We start from the raw sequence: 14,995 nt of genomic DNA on the forward strand, positions 1-14,995 counted from the left end.
CAACCGGCCAGCCCTTCGCATAGGTTGCCTTCTTACACCCACAACATGGAGCCGGTACAGGCATGAAAACCGCCATCGCCATTCGCCACGTCGCCTTCGAGGATCTCGGCGTCTTCGCGCCCGTGCTGGAAGAACGGGGCTACCAGATCCGCTATGCCGATCCCGGCATCCTGGATGCCGGCGAGCTGGCCGCGCTGGACGTGGAGGCGGCCGACCTTCTGGTGGTCCTCGGCGCGCCCATCGGCGCCTACGACGAGGCCACCTATCCGTTCCTGCTGGCGGAGCTGGAACTGCTCGCCCGGCGCCTGCGCAGCGGCAAGCCGCTGCTCGGCATCTGCCTGGGCGCCCAGCTGATCGCCCGCGTCCTGGGGGCGAAGGTCGCACCGATGGGCGTCAAGGAAATCGGCTTCGGTGCTCTCCAGCTGACCACGGAAGGCACCGCCGGCTGCCTCGGCGCGCTGGGCGATGGCGGCACCGTGCTGCACTGGCACGGCGACATGTTCGAGCTGCCGCCGGGCGCCACCCTCCTCGCCCGCACCGAGACCTGCCCGAACCAGGCGTTCAGCCTCGGCAATGCCGTGCTGGGCCTGCAGTTCCACCTCGAGGCCGATCCCGCACGGATCGAGCAGTGGCTGATCGGCCATGCGGCGGAACTGTCCGCCAGCGGGATCGATCCGGCGACGATCCGCCGGCAGGCGAAGGAAGTGGGAGAGGAACTCCGCCGGCGCGGGCAGCAGGTGCTGCGCGACTGGCTCGCCGGACTGGCCTGACGGCCCGCCCGTCAGGGCTGGCGCGCCACCGGCATGGCGCGGAGCACGCGCCGGGCGCCCAGGTAGCGGCCCTGCCAGTAGCCGTCGGCCAGGCGGTCCAGGCGCACCGTGCCGCCGCTGGAGGGGGCGTGCACGAAGCGCCCCTCGCCCACGTAGATGCCGGCGTGGCTGACCCGGCCGCTGCCGTCGGTGGCGAAGAACAGCAAGTCGCCGCTGTGCAGGGCCTCGGGCCGCACGCCGGGCGCGCGCATGGCGAGCATCTCGCGGGTCGAGCGCGGCAGGCGCAGGCCCGCCTCCTCGCGGTAGACATAGCCGATCAGCCCGCTGCAGTCGAACCCGGAGTCCGGGGTATTGCCCCCCAGCGGTAGGGCGTGCCGACCAGCCCGAGGGCGCGGACCAGCACGTCCTCCGCCGCCGGCGAGGGGGGGCCGAGGTCGGACGATCCGTGGGGCGAGGGAGAGCGAGCGGAACAGGCCGCGAGCAGTGCGGCGAGAAGCATCAGAGCGAGGCGGGCCTGATGGGGCATGGGCGACAGTCCGATTGTCGAATCGCTCTACTCTGCCGGCCCGGCGCAGCCCGTGCAAGCCGCCAGCGCTGTCGGCCGAATGGCGCCCATATGAAAAGGCCCGATCACGTTGCCGGGATCGGGCCTGGTCGAAGCCGGAAACTCACTCGTCGTGGGAGGCCAGCACCAGGGCGCGCTTGGCCTGCAGATAGCTGGCGCTCCAGTAGTCGTCCTTCAGGCTGTCCACCCGCACGCCGCCGCCGCGACGGCTGGCCGAGTGGAGGAACTGACCGTCGCCGATGTAGACGCCGACATGGCTGACATTGCCGCGGCCACGGTTGTTGAAGAAGATCAGGTCGCCGGGGGCCAGTTCGTTGCGGGCAACCCGCGGGGCGTCGAGGGAGATCATCTCGCGGGTCGAGCGCGGCAGCTTGATGCCCGCCTCTTCGCGGAACAGGTAACCGATGAAGCCGCTGCAGTCGAAGCCGGAGGTTTCCGAGCTGCCGCCGTAACGATAGGGCGTGCCGAGCAGACCGAAACCGCGCACCAGAATGCTGTCGGCCAGCGCCGGGAAACGGTAGCCGTCGTTCAACGCGGCCAGATCCTTTTGGCTGGGCTCCTGGAGCAGGGATACCCGCTTGGGCGCGGTGAAATCCTGCTGCGGAGCCTGCCCCGCGCAGCCGGTCAGGAGAACGGTGAGCGCCACGGGCACGAAGGTTGCGAGACGATTCAGCATGGGCAAACGCTTATCTAAAGGTCCAATGGCCGGCGAATATGCCTGTGACGAGAACGATTTACAAATTTCCCCTGTGCGGATTGTGACAAAAGAGGCGTTTTCGCCCCGGAGATGGAGCGGCAATGTCGTATTCCCGACACATCGGCGCGACACCACGACAATCGCCACAATCCCAGCAATTACGCGGGCTCCAGCCTGGATGAACGGGTTTTTCGAGGGGAATTTCGGGACTGTCGGCGCGTGTCGCCCCTGCGACAACCCGTCGCAAAATCATTTTGCCAGCACCGCTGCGTTTTCGCGGTCGTCGCGGCCTGACTTCGCCCATCCCCCCAGGCGGTGGAAAAGGGTCAGTCGCGGGAAAGACGCTCGACCAGGGCCGGCAGGACCTGGGATGCCCGCCGCGGCAGATGGACATCTACGATGTCGCTGAAATCGGTGCGTTGCGGATTGATTTCCGCGGTGAAGCCGCCCGTCTGCCAGGCGCATAACACCGGTTCGACGATATAGGGAAAGCTCGCCGTGGTGCCCACCGCCAGCACCGCGTCGAAACCGCGGGCGAGCTGCTCGGCGAGGATCTGGCAGGCGTGCGCGGGGAGCATTTCCTCGAACAGCACCACCGGCGGACGGAGCACCCCGCCGCACTGCGTGCAGCGCGGCGGCAGGGGCCGCTGCAGGTGCGCGAGCAGGTCGTCGCTGCGCCTTCCGCAGTTCTGGCAATACAGGGGGGCCAGCTCGCCGTGGATCTCGATCAGCCGCTCCGCCGGCGAACCGGCCGCGCGGTGGTAGCCGTCGATGTTCTGGGTCAGCACCCAGCAGCCGGGCTTGCGCCGCTGCAGCTCGGCGATGGCTTCATGGCCGGCGTTGGGCCGGGCCGCCAGGCAGGCCCGGCCCAGCTCGGCGAGGTATTTCCAGCACAGCGCCGGGTCGCGCTGCAGCATGCTGGCGGACAGCGCCGCCTCGATCGGCAGGCCCTCTGCCGTGCAGCCGTTGTAGAGGCCGCCGAGGCCGCGATAGGTGGGCAGGCCGGAGTCGGCGGAAAGCCCCGCCCCGCTGATGACCAGGATGCGCTCGGCGCGCCGCAGCGCCCCGGCGATCCGCTCGATGCCGTCTTCCATGCAACCTCCTTGCGGCGGCCCCTTCCCTGTCCGCCCGTGCCCGAATCAATGCCCGCCTCAGTGAAGCCCAGGAAGCGCCGGAAGGAAAAGGCCTCCGGTCGCCTTCCCGCAGCCGGCGTGTCCTCAGTGATTCACCGTGTGGGCGAGCAGCACCGACAGCTGGCACAGCGGCCGACCGCTTTCCGCCTGCCAGCGGTTGAAGGCGGCCTGTACCGCGGCCAGGTCCTTCTGGCTGCTCGGCGCCTTGTCGACGATGCCCTGGGCCTTGAGCGCGGCGACCACATCCTCGGTGGGAATGAAGGTGTCCTTGCCGACCATGCGCAGCAGGCGCGGCGCCGACAATCCACCGAGCTGGTTGCCGTGCCTGGCCAGGTATTTCCACAGACCGACGATGTCGGAAGCCGGCCAGTCGGCGATCAGTGCGCCGAAGCGGCCCTTCTCCTGGACCACGTCCAGCACGAAACGGGCGTTGCGCGGCACGCTCCCGAGCTTGGCCAGGTGGCGGATCAGCCGCTCGTCGTGCATCAGCCGCTCCAGATGCTCGTCGCCCATCAGCACTACCTTGTGCGGATCGAAGCCGAAGAAAGCCTCCTCGAAGGCCGGCCACTTGGCGTCCACCAGGCTGTGCTTGAGGCCGGCGCGAAAGACCCGCAGGGCGATCAGCGACAGGTAGCGGTCATCGGGAATCGCACGCAGCTCGTCGGCGCTCTTGGGCTGAGGCAGCCGCGCCTCCAGCGCCGCCGCCGAGCCGAAGCGGTTGAGACAGTATTCGTGCAGCCAGTGGTAGTCGCGCATCCTGTAGGTCCGGTCCGGGAAAAGCGGCGGCACAGGTTGCCCTCAGGCGGTGCCGCCCCGCAAGTGCGCCTCGCTGCGGGACGGCCGCGACTCAAACGCGCAGGCGCCGGGCCGCCTCCCGCAGCGCCCGTTCGGTGGCGCTCCAGCCGAGGCAGCCGTCGGTGATCGAAACGCCGTAGCGCAGTTCGCCGGACAGCGGCTGGCAGCCGTCGAACAGATGGCTTTCCAGCATCACCCCGCGCAGGCTCGCATCGCCGGCCAGGCGCTGCGCGAGCACGCTGTCCAGCACGGCCGGCTGACGCAGCGGATCCTTGCCGCTGTTGGCGTGGCTGCAATCGACCATGATCCGCGCGGCGATGCCCTGGCGCTCCAAGGCGTGGCGGGCGCCGGCGACGCTGGCCGCATCGTGGTTCGGCCCGCCGTGGCCGCCGCGCAGCACCAGATGGGTGTCCGGGTTGCCGCGGGTCTGCAACAGGGCCGGATGGCCCAGCTCATTGATGCCAAAATGCCGATGGGCATGGGCGGCCGAGCGCATGGCGTCGCAGGCGATGCCCAGGCTGCCGTCGGTGCCGTTCTTGAAGCCCACCGGCAGATCCAGGCCGCTGACCAGCTCGCGGTGGATCTGCGACTCGCTGGTGCGCGCGCCGATCGCCGCCCAGCCCAGCAGGTCGTCGAAGTAGTTGGCCGCCAGAGGCTGCAGCAGCTCGCTGGCCAGCGGCAGGCCCAGCTCCAGCATGTCCAGCATCAGCCGGCGCGACAGCCGCAGGCCTTCGGCCATGTCACCGCTGCCGTCCAGGTGCGGGTCGTAGACCAGCCCTTTCCAGCCGACGGTGGTGCGCGGCTTCTCGACGTAGGCGCGCATCACCAGCAGCAGCTGGTCGTCGACCTGCGGCGCCAGTTCGGCCAGGCGCGCGGCGTACTCCAGGGCGGACTCGGGATCGTGCAGCGAACAGGGGCCGACCACCACCAGAAGGCGCGGGTCATGGCCGTCGAGCACCGCGCGGATGGCGGCGCGGTCGGCCTGGACGCGTGCGGCGAGCGCGCAGTTCAGCGGCAGGCGCTGGCGCAGCACGGCGGGGCTGGGCAGCGGCTGGGCGCTGCGGCGGGCAGGAATGGACTCGGCGGTGGCGAGCGAGGGGGTAGCAAGCTGGGCGGAAACGGATGCATTCATGATCTGGCGGTCCTTGGCCGGCGCGGGCGATCCCGCGGCGGCACTAGTCGGTCGTTCGTTGCAGGGCTGTCGGGACGGCGGTGGGGCGGCTAAATCGCCAGTCATGGCGGCAAGGGCGGTAAGTGCAGCGATAAACGATCATCGGTGACTCCTCGTGATGCAGGCCTTCTGGCGGCCGGAAAAACAAAACCCCGGTCGGGTTGCCGACCGGGGGTTTGCGAAAACGTCTGGTGGCGACCCTGTTTGCCGGGGCGCCTGCGGGGTATCAGGCGCGCCTGTGGCTAAACCAATACCCGAAGTAATAACCGGCAGCCGCGACCTGCCGCGCACGACCCGGCGCAGTGCGCGCGGCACCGGCGTGGACGAGGGACGGAAGATCGAGGCTGAGCGGCATGCTGTTCTCCATGAGATGCCCGAACCTTACTCCAGCGGCCCGGCGGTTTTCAACCGGGCCGTGCGGCTGAGGCTCACAGGCTCATCACATCGACGAAGCGCGGCGCGGCGTTATCGTCGATGCGCAGATTGACGAAATCGAACAGCTTGCGGTCGGCCAGCTGCGAGGGATGCACGTTCTGCAGGGCGCGGAACATGATCTCGGTGCGCCCCGGCGACTGGCGCTCCCAGTCGCGCAGCATCTCCTTGACCACCTGGCGCTGCAGGTTCTCCTGGGAGCCGCAGAGGTTGCAGGGGATGATCGGGAACTCCTTCAGCCTGGCGTAGGCCTCGATGTCCGTCTCGCTGCAGTAGGCCAGCGGGCGGATCACCACGTTGCGCCCGTCGTCGGAGAGCAGCTTGGGCGGCATGGCCTTCAGGGTGCCGCCGTAGAACAGATTGAGGAAGAAGGTCTCGACGATATCGTCGCGATGATGACCGAGGGCCATCTTGGTCGCGCCGATCTGGTCGGCGAAGGTGTAGAGGGTGCCGCGGCGCAGGCGCGAGCACAGCGAGCAGGTGGTCTTGCCTTCGGGAATCTTCTCCTTGACCACCGAGTAGGTATCCTTCTCGATGATGTGGTACTCGACGCTGATCGACTTCAGGTAGGCGGGCAGCACGTCCTCGGGAAAGCCCGGCTGCTTCTGGTCCATGTTCACCGCGACGATCTCGAACCTGATCGGCGCCACCTTCTGCAGGTAGAGCAGCACGTCGAGCATGGTGTAGCTGTCCTTGCCGCCGGACAGGCAGACCATCACCTTGTCGCCCTCCTCGATCATGTTGAAGTCGGTGACCGCTTCGCCGGCCAGGCGGCGCAGGCGCTTCTGCAGCTTGTTCTGATTGACCGAAAGGGTGCCCATGGTGCTGTGAATCCGCGAAGGTACGAAAAGCCGGGCATTTTACGCGCAAATGATGCGCAACGGGCGCCGCGGCCCGACCCAACGCGAGTTGTCTCGCCGCCCTGTAATACTGCTGCGTTATCACCCCTCTTCCCAAGAGAGCAAATCACTCTAAAGCCGCGATCTGCGCGGCTTTCAGACCACTTCTATACTGCGATTGCAAGGTCGCGAGGCCGTGGGCGGAGCCTGTCGCAGGCGTGGCGGGCAATCGGAGCGGCCATTAAAAAAAAGAAGAGGAGAGCTGGCATGATCAACCACGTCTGGGGGCTGTTCACCCATCCCGGTCAGGAGTGGCAGGAAATCCGTGGCGAAGAGGAAAGCATCAGCCACATGTATCTCACCCATGTTCTGTTCCTGGCGGCGATCCCCGCCGTCTCGGCCTTCATCGGCACGACCCAGGTCGGCTGGAGCGTGGCCGGCGGCGAACCGGTCAAGCTGACGGCGGCGAGCGCGCTGCAGATGAGCATCATGACCTACCTGGCGATGCTCGCCGGGGTGGCGGTGATGGGCGGCTTCATCCACTGGATGGCACGCACCTACGACGCCAGCCCGAGCCTGACGCAGTGCATCGTGTTCGCCGCCTACAACGCGACGCCGCTGTTCGTCGGCGGCCTGGCGGCGCTCTTTCCCAGCCTCTGGCTGGCCATGATCGTCGGCACCCTGGCGGTCTGCTACACGACCTATCTGCTCTACGTCGGCCTGCCGACCTTCATGAACATCCCCCGCGAGGAAGGCTTCCTGTTCTCCAGTTCGGTGCTCGCCGTCGGCCTGGTCGTGCTGGTGGCGATGATCGCCATCTCGGTGATCCTCTGGGGCTTCGGCGTAGGCCCGACCTACATCAGCTGACCGCTCGGTCTACTTTTATCCGCAACCGCGAGGCCGCCCCAGGGGCGGCCTCGGTGTTTCTGCACCCAGGAAAGGAGCCGGAGAACGAGCCTGACAAACGGAGCGTCGAACCGCCCAGACCGCCGTCCGGCTTTCGGCATAATGGCGCACACAGGAGGTATCGCCCCATGCCCGAATCCATTCTTGCCCGTGTCGAGGCCTGCTTCTGTCTGGCCGAGGCTTTTTTCGAACGCGACTTCGCACGTCCGCAAGTCAGTCTGCGGCTGCGCGGACAGAAGGCGGGCATCGCCTATCCGCGGGAGAACCTGCTGCGTTTCAATGCCCAGTTGTACGAGGAGAACCGCGAGGACTTCCTGCGCCAGACGGTGGCCCACGAAGTGGCACACCTGGTCGCCTATCAGAAGTTCGGGATGGGGATCAGGCCCCATGGAGAGGAGTGGCAGCGGATCATGCAGGAGGTCTACGGCTTGCCGGCCAAGCGCTGCCACGACTATGCCGTGCAGCGCCGCCGGGCGACCCACTACCTGTACCGCTGCCAGTGCCCGAACGGCGAGTTCCCGTTCACTGCGCAGCGCCATTCGCTGGTGCTGCGCGGTCGCCGGTACCTGTGCCGCCGTTGCCGGGCGGTGCTGGAGTTCAGCGGCGAGCGGCGTCTTCAGTGACCAGCACCGGCTCGGCGGCAGCCTCGACGGCAGCCTCCTTGCCCTGGCTGGCCAGTTCGCGCTGCATCTGCTCACTGTCCAGCTGACCGACCCACTTGGCCACCACCACGCTGGCCACGCCGTTGCCGATCAGGTTGGTCAGGGCGCGGGCCTCGGACATGAAGCGGTCGATGCCGAGGATCAGCGCCAGACCGGCCACCGGCACGTGGCCGACTGCCGACAGGGTGGCCGCCAGCACGATGAAGCCGCTGCCGGTGACGCCGGCGGCGCCCTTGGAAGCGACCAGCAGCACGGCCAGCAGGGTCAGCTGCTGCATCATGTCCATCGGCGTGTCGGTGGCCTGGGCGATGAACACCGCAGCCATGGTCAGGTAGATCGAGGTGCCGTCGAGGTTGAAGGAATAGCCGGTCGGGATCACCAGGCCGACCACCGACTTGTGGCAGCCGAGCTTCTCCATCTTCTTCAGCATGCGCGGCAGCACCGACTCGGAGGACGAGGTGCCGAGCACGATCAACAGCTCCTCGCGGATGTAGCGGATGAAGCGCAGGATGCTGAAGCCGTTGGCGCGGGCGATGCCGCCCAGCACCACCAGGATGAAGAACACGCAGGTGACGTAGAAGCACAGCATCAGCTGGCCCAGCTGCACCAGCGAACCGACGCCGTACTTGCCGATGGTGAAGGCCATGGCGCCGAAGGCACCGATGGGCGCGACCTTCATGATCATGTTGATGATGCCGAACATCACGTGGGCGATGCGGTCGATGAACTCCAGCACCGGACGGCCGAAGTCGCCCATGCGCTGCAGGGCGAAGGCGAAGATCACCGAGAAGAACAGCACCTGCAGGATGTCGCCGTTGGCGAAGGCGCCGACTACGGTGCTGGGGATCACGTTGAGCAGGAAGCCGATGGTGCTCTGCTCGCCGCCGGCCTTGGCATAGGCCGCGATGCTGCTGGCGTCCAGGCTGGAGACGTCGACGTGCATGCCGACGCCCGGCTGTACCAGGTTGATCACCACCAGGCCGATGATCAGCGCCACGGTGGAGACGATCTCGAAGTACAGCAGCGCGATGCCGCCGGTCTTGCCGACCGCCTTCATGTCCTGCATGCCGGCGATGCCGCTGACCACGGTACAGAAGATGATGGGGGCGATGGCCATCTTGATCAGCTTGACGAAGCCGTCACCCAGCGGCTTCATCGCCGCCCCGGTTTCGGGATAGAAATGCCCCAGCGCGATACCGACGGCGATAGCCACCAGCACCTGGACGTACAGACTCTTGTAGAAAGGTTGTTGTTGATTGGACATTGGCAAGGTCCTCGCGGGCGACGTCTGAACTCCCTCCATGGACACCGACGCCACCGGACTGGGTATCTCCCTCCTCCGGGGAGGTTCTTGTATCCCCGCAGACGGGGCTGTCCGATCTATGAGGCAATGCATATGCCAGCATCCGAAACCCATTCTTATATGCTTTTAAATCAATGACTTAAACAAACAAGACCGAGCCGGACGGCCCTCGAAAGGCGGATATCCGCCACCCCGCAGGCGAGATTCCGCCAGAGGCCGGCTAGGCTAGGAGCAACCATCGCCATGCCCAACGGAAAGAACGAAAAGGGAGAAACCCGCATGCGTCATTACCTGCCCGGCCTGCTGCTACTGGCCTTCAGCTCCGCCAGCCTGGCGGAGATCCAGACCCGCGAGCTGACCTACCGGAGCGCCGATGGCACGCCGCTGGTGGGCTACTACGCCTACGACGACGCCATCGAAGGCCCGCGCCCCGGCGTCGTGGTCGTGCACGAATGGTGGGGGCTGAACGACTACGCCAAGCGCCGCGCCCGCGACCTCGCCGGCCTCGGCTACAGCGCCCTGGCCATCGACATGTACGGCCAGGGCAAGAACACCCAGCACCCGGCCGACGCCCAGGCCTTCATGCAGGCCGCCACGGCCAACGCCGAGAATGCCAAGGGCCGCTTCCTCGCCGGCCTGGAGCTGCTCAAGGCCCAGCCGCAGACCGACAGCCGGAAGATCGCCGCGATCGGCTACTGCTTCGGCGGCAAGGTGGTGCTGGACATAGCCCGCCAGGGCGTGCCGCTGGCCGGCGTGGTCAGCTTCCACGGCAACCTGGTGCCCCAGAAGCCCGCCAGTCCCGGCAGCGTCAAGGCGCGGATCCTGGTCGCCCACGGCGAGGCCGACAGCTTCGTCAGCGACCAGGACATCGCCAACTTCAAGCATGAGATGGAGCAGGCCGGCGCCGACTACCGCTTCAACCGCTACCCCGGCGCCAAGCACGGCTTCACCAACCCGGATGCCGACGCCCACGCCGGCCACGGCCTGGACATCGGCTACCAGAAGGAAGCCGACGAGCGCTCCTGGGCGGACATGCAGGCGTTCCTCAAGGAAGTGTTCAAGTAACCGGCCGCACTACGGACGGTGGAAGGCGCGGCACGGCTTTCCACCCCGCGAAAACCCCTACCCGTCCGCCGCCGCTCACGGCAAAATGCCGCGATGACCGTCTCCAGCCCCTGCCCCCCTGCCTGAGCGAGCCGAGCGAACGCTGGCCGCTGCCCCTGGCGCTGCCCGGCACCGCGCTCTGCAGCGCCCGCTTCGATCCGGTCCTGCTACGGACCGCCGACTTCGCCGCCTGCGGCATCGCGCCGGTGCGCGGCGTGGCCAAGCGCCAGGCCGAATACCTGGCCGGGCGCCTCTGCGCGCGTCAAGCCCTGCAGCGGCTGACCGGCGTTCCCGGCGTGCCGGCGGTCGGCGAGGACCGCGCACCGCAGTGGCCCGCCGGAGTGGTCGGCTCGATCACCCACGGCGACGGCTGGGCCGCCGCCCTGGTCGGACAGGCGGCTGCCTGGCGCGGCCTCGGACTGGACACCGAACTGCTGATCCCGGCCGAGCGCGCCGGGCGCCTGGCCGAGCAGATCCTCACCTCCGCCGAACTCGGGCGCCTGACCGGCACGCCCGAGGCGCAGGCCTGGCTGACCAGCCTGACCTTCTCCCTCAAGGAAAGCCTGTTCAAGGCCCTCTACCCGCTGGTCCGCCGGCGCTTCTACTTCGAGCACGCCGAACTGCTCGACTGGAGCCCCGCCGGAACGGCCCGCCTGCGTCTGCTCGAAGGCCTAAGCCCTGCCTGGCCGGCCGGCAGCCTGCTGGAAGGCCAGTTCGTCTGCGAAGGCGAGCGCCTGCTGACCCTGATCGCCATTCCCGCCTGAGGCCCCAGGCTGGAAAGCCGCGCAGCGCTTTCCAGCCTCGGCATCGCAGCGCCATCCTGTCGCCGACGAGGCTTGACAACACGCGCCCTTTCAACCCCATGACGGAAAAATGAAAAACACAAGATATTGTGTTTTCTCTCACAAGCTGGAAATCCCTTTCGAGGAAGCCGATTTTCTTGATCGTGATGACCAGCGGTGCAGGGCAGGCAGGCTGCGGCCTGCGCCGAAATACCCTCCTGCCGCCCACAGAAGACTCACACTTTATCCACAGCTTACCCCTGCCGCTTCGCCTTGCATAACCCCCTCTCACGCATTATCTTGTATCCCCATTCAGCCAGACCCCTACATATAGGGATATAGACCGGGAGCCGGCTCCTTTCGCAAGACCTCTGGAAGTCCCAGTCCGCGGACCTTTCCATCCGGTTCCCCGCGTCCGAAAACTCGTGTTCAGCCAGCCGCCGTTGCGGCCGGAATCGCTTTCGGCGCCGGATAAGCGCCGGATCGAAGGGTATGCCGCCAACGGCGCATACCACTAGATGTTGTGGTCCAGGCGCGAGTCGTGGCACCGCATTCGACAGACCAGAAGGACGTCTGCCGCAGCCATCCATCCGCCACCCCGCATCGGGTTTTCCGGCGGGCGGATCGCTGCGTCAGCCGTCCGAGCAGACACCTTTCACACTGGAGGACCTTATGCATACCGACGCCACTCGCGAGACCCAGTCGCCCGGCGCACCGCGGACCGCCGAGTCGGCCCCGGACCTGGCCACCACCGCGCCCGGCCAGCTGCGGGTGATCAAGCGCAACGGCACCGTCGTTGCCTACACCGACGACAAGATCACCGTGGCCATCACCAAGGCGTTCCTCGCAGTGGAAGGCGGCACCGCCGCCGCCTCGTCGCGTATCCATGAAACCGTCGCCCGCCTGACCGAGCAGGTCAGCACCACCTTCAAGCGCCGCATGCCCTCCGGCGGCACCATCCACATCGAGGAAATCCAGGACCAGGTGGAACTGGCGCTGATGCGTGCCGGCGAGCACAAGGTCGCCCGCGACTACGTGATCTACCGCGAAGCCCGCGCCCAGGAGCGCAAGCGCGCCGCCGCCGTCCAGGAAGTCGCCCAGCCGCACCCGAGCATCCGCGTCGCCCGCGCCGACGGCGTCCTCGTGCCGCTGGACATGGGCCGCCTGGACACCATCATCCGCGAGGCCTGCGAAGGCCTGGCCGAGGTGGATGCCGCGCTGATCCAGAAGGAAACCTGAAGAACCTCTACGACGGCGTGGCCGAGAAGGACGTCAACACCGCCCTGGTGATGACCGCGCGCACCCTGGTCGAGCGCGAGCCGAACTACTCCTACGTCACCGCACGCCTGCTGATGGACACCCTGCGCGCCGAAGCCCTGGGCTTCCTCGGCGTCGCCGAGTCCGCCACCCACCATGAGATGGCCGACCTCTACGCCAGGGCCCTGGCGGTGTACGTCGAGAAGGGCATCGAGTTCGAACTGCTCGACCCGAAACTGCAGGGCTACGACCTGCCCCGACTGGGCGCCGCGATCGATCACGAGCGCGACCAGCAGTTCACCTACCTCGGCCTGCAGACCCTCTACGACCGCTACTTCCTGCACAAGGGCGGCATCCGCTTCGAGCTGCCACAGGTGTTCTTCATGCGCGTCGCCATGGGCCTGGCCATCGAGGAGCCGCAGAAGGAAGAACGCGCCATCGAGTTCTACAACCTGCTGTCGTCCTTCGACTACATGGCCTCCACGCCGACCCTGTTCAACGCCGGCACCCTGCGTCCGCAGCTCTCGTCCTGCTACCTGACCACCGTGCCGGACGACCTCTCGGGCATCTACAACGCCATCCACGACAACGCCATGCTGTCCAAATTCGCCGGCGGCCTGGGCAACGACTGGACCCCGGTGCGCGCCCTCGGCTCCTACATCAAGGGCACCAACGGCAAGTCCCAGGGCGTCGTGCCCTTCCTCAAGGTGGTCAACGACACGGCCGTAGCGGTCAATCAAGGGGGTAAAAGGAAGGGCGCGGTCTGCGCTTATCTTGAGACCTGGCACCTGGACATCGAGGAATTCCTCGAGCTGCGCAAGAACACCGGCGACGACCGCCGCCGCACCCACGACATGAACACCGCCAACTGGATTCCGGACCTGTTCATGAAGCGCGTGTTCGAGGACGGCCAGTGGACCCTGTTCTCGCCGTCCGACGTCCGCGACCTGCACGACCTCACCGGCAAGGCCTTCGAGGAGCGCTACGAGTACTACGAGGCGCTGACCCAGTACGGCAAGCTCAAGCTGTTCAAGACCGTCGCCGCCAAGGACCTGTGGCGCAAGATGCTCTCCATGCTGTTCGAGACCGGCCACCCCTGGCTGACCTTCAAGGACCCGTGCAACCTGCGCAGCCCGCAGCAGCATGTGGGCGTGGTGCACAGCTCCAACCTGTGCACCGAGATCACCCTCAACACCAGCAGCGATGAAATCGCCGTGTGCAACCTGGGCTCGATCAACCTGGTCAACCACATCAATGGCGGCAAGCTGGATACCGCCAAGCTCGCGCGCACCGTGAAGACCGCCGTGCGCATGCTGGATAACGTCATCGACATCAACTACTACAGCGTCGACACCGCGCGGAACGCCAACTTCCGCCACCGCCCGGTCGGCCTGGGCATCATGGGCTTCCAGGACGCGCTGTACCTGCAGCACATCGCCTACGGCTCGGAGGCGGCCATCGCCTTCGCCGACCAGTCGATGGAGGCCATCAGCTACTACGCCATCCAGGCCTCCTGCGACCTGGCCGAGGAGCGCGGCGCCTACTCCAGCTTCGCGGGTTCGCTGTGGAGCCAGGGCATCCTGCCGCTGGACTCGCTGGACATCCTCGCCGAGCAGCGCGGCCAGAAGTACATCGAGGTGGACCGCTCCAGCACCCTGGACTGGGCGCCGCTGCGCGAGCGCGTGAAGAAGGGCATGCGCAACTCCAACATCATGGCCATCGCGCCGACCGCGACCATCTCCAACATCGTCGGCGTGTCGCAGTCCATCGAGCCGACCTACCAGAACCTCTACGTGAAGTCGAACCTCTCCGGCGAATTCACCGTGATCAACCCCTACCTGGTCCACGACCTCAAGGCCCGCGACCTGTGGGACGGGGTGATGGTCAACGACCTCAAGTACTACGACGGTTCGGTGCAGCAGATCGAGCGCATCCCGGCCGACCTCAAGGCCCTCTACGCCACCGCCTTCGAAGTGGAGACCAAGTGGATCGTCGAGGCCGCCAGCCGCCGGCAGAAGTGGATCGACCAGGCCCAGTCGCTGAACCTGTACATCGCCGGCGCCTCGGGCAAGAAGCTCGACGTGACCTACCGTATGGCCTGGTTCCGCGGCCTGAAGACCACCTACTACCTCCGCGCCCTGGCCGCTACCAGCGCCGAGAAGTCGACCATCAACACCGGCAAGCTCAACGCCGTGTCCTCGGTGATCGACGAGAGCCTGTCCGCCGCCGAACCCAAGCCGGCGCCGGTGCCGCAGGCGTGCAGCATCGACAACCCCGACTGCGAAGCCTGTCAGTGAGTAGGTAATCCGCGGTCCCCGGAGCGGACCCCGCGTCGTTGCGCGGCGGTCCGGCCCCCATCACGTACTTCAGTACGCTCAGGGGCTCCGAACCGCCGCGCGCCTCGCGCTGCCTCGCTCTGGAAACCGCTCGCTCCGTAGGGGCCTGCTTTCCATTCCCTCCCCCTCCGGGGAGAGGGTCAGGGAGAGGGGAACAGCTCCCCCCTCCCTACAGATTCCACGCCTCCCGCGCCGCAGGAGGCCATCCGACTTGCACCGACCGGCCCGCCCGGTCCCGACCAG

General features: G+C 67.0%; 11 protein-coding genes and 2 pseudogenes. 6 read left to right on the forward strand and 7 right to left on the reverse strand.

Going from position 1 to position 14,995, the window contains the following annotated elements; all coding sequences use genetic code 11:
• Nucleotides 1–62 precede the first annotated feature (62 nt).
• Nucleotides 63–770: a glutamine amidotransferase gene (locus tag Atro_RS05285; RefSeq protein WP_497926735.1), complete on the forward strand. Its 708-nt coding sequence runs from the start codon at nt 63–65 to the stop codon at nt 768–770.
• Nucleotides 771–781: 11 nt separating this feature from the next.
• Here Atro_RS05285 and Atro_RS05290 read toward each other — a convergent pair.
• From Atro_RS05290 to ttcA, 6 genes and pseudogenes are all read right to left on the reverse strand, one after another.
• A pseudogene (locus tag Atro_RS05290) lies at nt 782–1,296 on the reverse strand (C40 family peptidase).
• A gap of 142 nt (nt 1,297–1,438) precedes the next feature.
• Nucleotides 1,439–2,011: a C40 family peptidase gene (locus Atro_RS05295; RefSeq protein WP_497926736.1), complete on the reverse strand. Its 573-nt coding sequence runs from the start codon at nt 2,009–2,011 to the stop codon at nt 1,439–1,441.
• Between the two features lie 347 nt (nt 2,012–2,358).
• Nucleotides 2,359–3,126, reverse strand: a complete 768-nt coding sequence (locus tag Atro_RS05300) for an NAD-dependent deacylase (protein WP_497926737.1) — start codon at nt 3,124–3,126, stop codon at nt 2,359–2,361.
• 123 nt (nt 3,127–3,249) lie between these two features.
• Complete coding sequence (locus Atro_RS05305) at nt 3,250–3,921, reverse strand: DNA-3-methyladenine glycosylase I (protein WP_497926738.1); 672 nt, start codon at nt 3,919–3,921, stop codon at nt 3,250–3,252.
• Between the two features lie 91 nt (nt 3,922–4,012).
• Nucleotides 4,013–5,092 carry a 3-deoxy-7-phosphoheptulonate synthase gene (locus Atro_RS05310; RefSeq protein ID WP_497926739.1) on the reverse strand — a complete coding sequence of 360 codons (1,080 nt, stop codon included), beginning with the start codon at nt 5,090–5,092 and terminating at the stop codon, nt 4,013–4,015.
• Between the two features lie 467 nt (nt 5,093–5,559).
• The gene (gene ttcA, locus Atro_RS05315) at nt 5,560–6,384 is read right to left on the reverse strand and encodes a tRNA 2-thiocytidine(32) synthetase TtcA (protein ID WP_497926740.1); all 825 of its coding nucleotides are present in this window, start codon (nt 6,382–6,384) and stop codon (nt 5,560–5,562) included.
• Nucleotides 6,385–6,669: 285 nt separating this feature from the next.
• On the opposite strand from ttcA, the gene Atro_RS05320 reads away from it, so the two are divergent.
• Together Atro_RS05320 and Atro_RS05325 are read left to right on the forward strand one after the other, a co-directional pair.
• Nucleotides 6,670–7,269, forward strand: coding sequence for a Yip1 family protein (locus Atro_RS05320; protein ID WP_497926741.1), 600 nt, complete (start codon nt 6,670–6,672; stop codon nt 7,267–7,269).
• A 167-nt stretch (nt 7,270–7,436) separates the two neighbouring features.
• A complete protein-coding gene (locus tag Atro_RS05325) occupies nt 7,437–7,931 on the forward strand; it encodes a SprT family zinc-dependent metalloprotease (RefSeq protein WP_497926742.1) in 495 nt (164 codons plus the stop codon).
• Here the strand turns inward: Atro_RS05325 and Atro_RS05330 are convergent.
• Complete coding sequence (locus Atro_RS05330; protein ID WP_497926743.1) at nt 7,906–9,234, reverse strand: dicarboxylate/amino acid:cation symporter; 1,329 nt, start codon at nt 9,232–9,234, stop codon at nt 7,906–7,908. The two genes, Atro_RS05325 and Atro_RS05330, sit on opposite strands and share 26 nt — an antisense overlap.
• 318 nt (nt 9,235–9,552) lie before the next feature.
• On the opposite strand from Atro_RS05330, the gene Atro_RS05335 reads away from it, so the two are divergent.
• From Atro_RS05335 to Atro_RS05345, 3 genes and pseudogenes are all read left to right on the forward strand, one after another.
• Nucleotides 9,553–10,338, forward strand: a complete 786-nt coding sequence (locus Atro_RS05335) for a dienelactone hydrolase family protein (protein ID WP_497927615.1) — start codon at nt 9,553–9,555, stop codon at nt 10,336–10,338.
• A gap of 110 nt (nt 10,339–10,448) precedes the next feature.
• Complete coding sequence (locus tag Atro_RS05340; protein ID WP_497927616.1) at nt 10,449–11,141, forward strand: 4'-phosphopantetheinyl transferase family protein; 693 nt, start codon at nt 10,449–10,451, stop codon at nt 11,139–11,141.
• A 690-nt stretch (nt 11,142–11,831) separates the two neighbouring features.
• A pseudogene (locus Atro_RS05345) lies at nt 11,832–14,713 on the forward strand (ribonucleoside-diphosphate reductase subunit alpha).
• The last annotated feature ends 282 nt before the right edge of the window (nt 14,714–14,995 follow it).

Source organism: Azotobacter tropicalis, from assembly GCF_059739045.1.